The organism is Kaistella sp. (genome assembly GCF_049588135.1).
Taxonomy (GTDB): domain Bacteria; phylum Bacteroidota; class Bacteroidia; order Flavobacteriales; family Weeksellaceae; genus Kaistella.
Window position 1 is genome coordinate 1 of sequence record NZ_JBAVFG010000226.1, and the last position, 5,201, is coordinate 5,201.

Genomic DNA, 5,201 nt, shown 5'->3' on the forward strand with positions numbered 1-5,201 from the left:
GGTTGCATTTCTGCCAACGTCCGTCGGCTTTGCGAAGTGCGAAGCATTTCGCAAAACCGACAGTTAGGCGAATGTTTTTGTTCATGCTAATGTACAAAAACAGGTCAGTTTTATTTGCAATATTGTGTTTTTTTATTCTTTTGTTTATTTTGCAAAACCCCGCTTTGCTAAGTAAAAAAATGAAGGTGAAAAGTGATAAAGTTTTCAACAAAAAAACCAATCTTGATTATAAAATTGCGCTTTAACTCTCAAAAATACGCAAGTTTTCAATTTCCCAATATATTTTTACTCGTTTTTAAATTTTTCAAATTTAATCCCTTAATGTTGAAAATTCATCCATTCCAAGAAACAAAAATTTTAATTTACTTTTTTCTTAAAATTAAAATGATTCAGCAACAACCGAGTTTCATTAAATTCAAAATCATTCGGCAACGCTTTTTTTCCAGTCGTTTAGGGTTTCGTAGGAATTATTTTTAAATTCTTTTTCAAAAGTTTTAATTTTTTCTTTATCGAAAATTCTTTTAATATCCAGCAAATCTTATTCTGCAAATTTTGCCAAATGTCCGTAAATCATTTCCGTTACCAAACCGCATTCTTTCGCAATTTCAGGAATCGTTTTTCCTTCTTCAAATAATTGAAAACTCAAAATCTGCGATGGTATTTTTGCGATTTTTGAAGTTACCGGAACATCGATTGTTTTGTCGGAAAGTGGCGTTTCCAAAAGGGCATAAATCATTATTGAATTTTGCCAAAACTCTAAAAAATCCCTATCTTCCTCAAAAATATTATCTCGTTCCCAATGCAAAAATCAATTTTCCTTCTTTTCTTTATTTTCTTCGGAAACTCCATTATTCCAGCCTCTTTTCAATCTTCACCACAAACCGACCAACTTATTCTTAAAGTAAAAGTAATCGGTGTAAAAGACGGCGATACGGTTGAGGTTCTTTATTACCAACTTCCGATCGTGATTCGCCTCGAGCATATCGATGCACCAGAAAAGAAACAGGCTTTTGGAACGGTCTCAAAACAGAAACTTTCAGATCTGTGTTTTGGAAAAAATGTTACCATTGTCAGTACTGGTAAAAAAGGAAATTATGATGGTCGAGGCCGTATGATTGCTGAGATTTACGTCAATGATAAGATCAATGCCAACAAAGAAATGGTGAAATCCGGTTTAGCGTGGCACTATAAAAAATATTCAAAAAGTGAGGAATATGCGCTGTTGGAAAATAGGGCAAGAAAAAATAGAGTAGGTCTTTGGGCAGATAAAAATCCTATGGCGCCTTGGGATTTTAGAAAATAGTTTAATGATCGATCAATCGAATTCGATTTTTTTTCTCTTCCACCTTTTTAAAACTTTTGGATAAGAAAGAACTTAAAACTTTTATGACTTTTGTGGTTTATAAAAAATTAGCCCTTAACTTTGTAAAAAATAAATCAATGCTGCAGATCAAATCTTTTGTTTTTAATCCTTTTTCACAGAATACTTACGTCGTTTTTAATGAAGATAAAAACGCTTACATTATTGATCCAGGAAATTTTTCTGACGAGGAAACCAGTGTTTTAGAGAAATTCATTGCAGATAATAACTTGACAGTTCAGCAAATTCTTTTGACCCATGCTCACATCGATCATGTTTTGGGTTTGCAGAAAGCTTTTGACAAATACAATGTTCCTGTTCTGGTGCATCCACTTGAACAGGAAATTCTGGATCGCAATCCTATGGATGCAAATAGGTTTGGCTTTTTCTTTAAACCCTTTGAAGGAAAGATTTCTTACGTGAAAGAAAATGAAATTCTCACTTTGGGAAAAGATGAATTTAAAATTATTCATGTTCCCGGACATTCCCCAGGAAGTATTGCTTTTCACAACGAAGCGCAAAAGTTCATGATTTCGGGCGATGTTCTGTTTGAGGGAAGTATCGGCAGAACCGATTTATACAAAGGCGATCACGACCAACTTATCAGCAATATCAAGTCGAAACTCTTTGTTCTTGATGCAGAAACAAAAGTATACAACGGTCACGGAAATCCCACTACGATCGGATTTGAGAAAAATTACAGTCCTTATTTCAGATAAATACAAAAGACAAGAACCGAAAATTCTTGTCTTTTATCTTTTTTCTATCAGCGAAGCGGTCTGTTATCTTATTTCCACTTGATATTACAACCCATACTTGGTTTCTGTATTTCTTCTTGCGGTGCTTCTGCCAATAAATTTTCGAAGGCGATAACTAAATCTTCACCCGTAATTTCTTTTTGATTTCCCGGTCTGGAATCATCCATTTGACCACGGTAAATTAAATCTAATTTTTCATCAAAAAAGAAAAAATCAGGAGTGCAAGCCGCATCGTATGCTTTTGCAATCGCTTGACTTTCGTCATATAAATATGGGAAATCGAACTTTCTTTCCACCTGAAATTCAACCATTTTTTCCGGAGAATCGGCAGGATATTTCTCCACATCATTTGCGTTGATGGCGATGAATTCTATTCCTTGTTCTTGATAATCTTCATAAAGTTCTGTCAATTTATCAATCACGTGAAGGACGAATGGGCAATGATTACACATAAAAAAAACAAGGGTGCCTTTTTCGCCTTTTAAATCTTCTAAGGATTGCATTTCGTTGCTTTGAGATGGGTTCGGAAGTTCAAAGAAAGGTGCTTTGGTTCCCAATTCGAGCATATTTGAAGGAGTATTTGCCATGGTTTTAATGTGTTAATTTGAAAATGTATTAATTTGAAAATAAAAAAATAATATTAATTCTTTAATTTAGAAAGCAAAGATAGCGATTCTTCCAGTGAATTTTCAAAATTCACCCAATTGATATTTTCTTCTTTTCGGTACCAAGTTAATTGTCGTTTTGCGAATCGGCGAGAGTTTTTTTTGATTTCTTCAATGGCAAAATCCAGAGCCCAAGTTCCGTCGAAATAATTGAAAAGTTCGGAATAACCAACGGTTTGTAATGCCAGATTGTTTTTGAAAAGAATTAAAGACTCCGCTTCTTTCAGTAAACCATTTTCCAGCATCAGATCTACGCGTTGATTAATCCGGTCATAAATAGTTTCACGGGGCGCTTGCAGTCCAATTCTGATGACTTCGAAATCCCGTTGATTCATCTGTGCTGAAATATTCTCGGTATAGGTTTTTCCCGTTTGCCAAATGATATCGATTGCTCGGAACAATCTTCTGGGATTGTCTTGATCTACTTTGTTAAGATATTCTGGATCCAATTCCTGCAAGATATTTTGAAGTTTTTCAATTCCGTCTTCTGCTAAAATTTGTTCCAGTTTGCGCTGGTTTTTTTCGTTAGCTTCAGGTAAATCGTGAAGTCCTTCGATTACTGCTTTTTCGTACATCATGCTTCCGCCAACCAATACCACAACATCGTGATTCAGGAAAAGCTCGTCAATTTTTCGAAGAGCATCTTTCTCGAATTGTCCGATGGAATAATAGTCCTGCACCGAAAGGTTTCCGATAAAATGGTGCGGAACTTCGGCCAACTCTTCTGTTGATGGAGCAGCTGTTCCGATGCTCATTTCTTTGAAAAATTGCCGCGAATCACAGGAAATAATTTCTGTCCCGAAATGTTTGGCGATTTCGATGGCGAGTTTTGTCTTGCCGATTCCTGTAGTTCCGATAATGGAGATGAGTTTTTTCACGCTGTAAATTTCCTGATTTTTTTTGAATATTATTCAAGGGACGATTTAATAATTGAAAGATAAATCATGAATTATAAATTTGTGACGTCTGATGAAATTTTCTCCTGCTGATTTTGGTGATTTTTCTCGCACGGATTTTCGTGGATTGGTACTTGTGATGAGAATTGAAATTGCTTTTCATCATTTAATATATTTGTTGAAATAACAAACTGAAAGAAATTCTAGCCCCGATGGAAGTGGAAATCCTTTTTTCGACGAAGGAGAAAAAAGATTGCAACGGACAGCGGGACCGGTTTTATAAGAAGCGAAAATCTTGTTGCTCCTAAAAAAGACCGCTCTTTTTCAAGAACGGTTCTGTATTAAATTTTTATGATTATCCGATGACTTCCGCTTCCTCTATCATTGGATCGTCGGATTTATTGGATGCTTCCCAAGCGATGAACTTTTCGGCTTCTTTTACCAATAACGGAATGGCAAATGCGAGCAAAGCCAAATCGTCTAAAACACCGATACCAGGAATCCAGTCGGGGATAATGTCGATTGGAGATATAACGTAAAGTAATACCAAACCAGGAAGGATTATATCTTTGAACTGTGGTTTGTAACCTCCTTTTTTCATTGTAGATTTAATCATTCTTATGATTACGGGAAGTTTTGCGATAAATCCTTTATGTTTGAATGCCTCTTTAGCCAATTGAATTTTTGATATTTTTATTTTCATGCTGTAATTTTAAAAACGTGATATAATTCGCAAATTCTGTACCACCATATCGTAAATATAGTTAAAATTATTGCGTGATATTATCGATGAATTCATTGGTTGATTTTGAGTTCCAGTCTTTGGAACCATCTTCTTTCAGAAGAATTCGACCATTTTTATCTAATAAAAAAGTAGTAGGAAAAACCTTCGGCAAAACGTGATTGGTAATCGGACTTTCGGCGATGTAAACCGGTGCGGTGTAATTGTTTTTTTTCATAAAAGCGATCACATCTTCTTCTTTGTCCTGCATCGCAATCAGCACGAAATCGATTTTATCTTTTCTGGCTAAGTATAATTTCTCAATCGTTGGCCATTCTTCACGACACGGCGGGCACCAGGTTCCCCAAAAATTAAGCAAAACCAATTTGTTCCTTTTCAAACTTTTAAGATTGATATCGGGAACGTTAATTCCTTTGAGTTGAATATCGTAATCTTCATCGTTTAAAGTAATGGCGTTTTCGATGGCTGCAACGGGAAAAAAAAGATCTTTCAATTTTAATTTTACCGACGGGAAAAGATAAAGCACCGCCAAAAATGCCATAGCCAAAATGAAAAATGCGTTCTTCTTTAGGAATTTCATTAATTGTTTTTTTTGATTAAATATTAAGAGCCTGTTTAAATTTCATCAAAATTAATTTCCCCACCTTAAAGGGAATAATTTTGATGAAATTTTCAAAGAATTTTCAAACAGGCTTTAAAGCAAAGATATGATTTCTTCAATTGAATCTTTGCCACGGTTTTTCGCATAATAAACCTGCAAATCATTGTAGAATTCTTCTC

Annotated in this window: 7 protein-coding genes; 2 read left to right on the forward strand and 5 right to left on the reverse strand. The window is 35.0% G+C overall.

What is annotated here, in order from left to right:
- Positions 1 to 538: 538 nt before the first annotated feature.
- Complete coding sequence (locus WBY99_RS12270; RefSeq protein ID WP_423976624.1) at positions 539 to 736, reverse strand: helix-turn-helix domain-containing protein; 198 nt, start codon at positions 734 to 736, stop codon at positions 539 to 541.
- Positions 737 to 799: 63 nt separating this feature from the next.
- Here WBY99_RS12270 and WBY99_RS12275 point away from each other — a divergent pair, with 63 nt between their 5' ends.
- Both WBY99_RS12275 and WBY99_RS12280 read left to right on the forward strand, forming a co-directional pair.
- Positions 800 to 1,303 (forward strand): thermonuclease family protein, encoded by a 504-nt coding sequence (locus WBY99_RS12275; protein WP_423976625.1) that lies wholly within the window; start codon positions 800 to 802, stop codon positions 1,301 to 1,303.
- Positions 1,304 to 1,440: 137 nt separating this feature from the next.
- Positions 1,441 to 2,079 carry an MBL fold metallo-hydrolase gene (locus tag WBY99_RS12280; protein WP_423976626.1) on the forward strand — a complete coding sequence of 213 codons (639 nt, stop codon included), beginning with the start codon at positions 1,441 to 1,443 and terminating at the stop codon, positions 2,077 to 2,079.
- 68 nt (positions 2,080 to 2,147) lie between these two features.
- On the opposite strand, the gene WBY99_RS12285 is transcribed toward WBY99_RS12280, so the two are convergent.
- The 4 genes from WBY99_RS12285 to WBY99_RS12300 form a co-directional block, all read right to left on the reverse strand.
- Positions 2,148 to 2,705 (reverse strand): thioredoxin family protein, encoded by a 558-nt coding sequence (locus tag WBY99_RS12285; RefSeq protein ID WP_423976627.1) that lies wholly within the window; start codon positions 2,703 to 2,705, stop codon positions 2,148 to 2,150.
- A 53-nt stretch (positions 2,706 to 2,758) separates the two neighbouring features.
- Positions 2,759 to 3,661, reverse strand: a complete 903-nt coding sequence (gene miaA, locus WBY99_RS12290; RefSeq protein ID WP_423976628.1) for a tRNA (adenosine(37)-N6)-dimethylallyltransferase MiaA — start codon at positions 3,659 to 3,661, stop codon at positions 2,759 to 2,761.
- Between the two features lie 373 nt (positions 3,662 to 4,034).
- Positions 4,035 to 4,382, reverse strand: coding sequence for a YkvA family protein (locus tag WBY99_RS12295; RefSeq protein WP_423976629.1), 348 nt, complete (start codon positions 4,380 to 4,382; stop codon positions 4,035 to 4,037).
- Positions 4,383 to 4,449: 67 nt separating this feature from the next.
- Positions 4,450 to 5,001: a TlpA family protein disulfide reductase gene (locus tag WBY99_RS12300; RefSeq protein ID WP_423976630.1), complete on the reverse strand. Its 552-nt coding sequence runs from the start codon at positions 4,999 to 5,001 to the stop codon at positions 4,450 to 4,452.
- Between the last annotated feature and the right edge of the window lie 200 nt (positions 5,002 to 5,201).

Coding starts and splice junctions, on each gene's coding strand:
- WBY99_RS12270 (WP_423976624.1), bottom strand. CDS start 736: ATGATTTATGCCCTTTTGGAAACGCCACTTTCCGACAAAACAATCGAT.
- WBY99_RS12275 (WP_423976625.1), top strand. CDS start 800: ATGCAAAAATCAATTTTCCTTCTTTTCTTTATTTTCTTCGGAAACTCC.
- WBY99_RS12280 (WP_423976626.1), top strand. CDS start 1,441: ATGCTGCAGATCAAATCTTTTGTTTTTAATCCTTTTTCACAGAATACT.
- WBY99_RS12285 (WP_423976627.1), bottom strand. CDS start 2,705: ATGGCAAATACTCCTTCAAATATGCTCGAATTGGGAACCAAAGCACCT.
- WBY99_RS12295 (WP_423976629.1), bottom strand. CDS start 4,382: ATGAAAATAAAAATATCAAAAATTCAATTGGCTAAAGAGGCATTCAAA.
- WBY99_RS12300 (WP_423976630.1), bottom strand. CDS start 5,001: ATGAAATTCCTAAAGAAGAACGCATTTTTCATTTTGGCTATGGCATTT.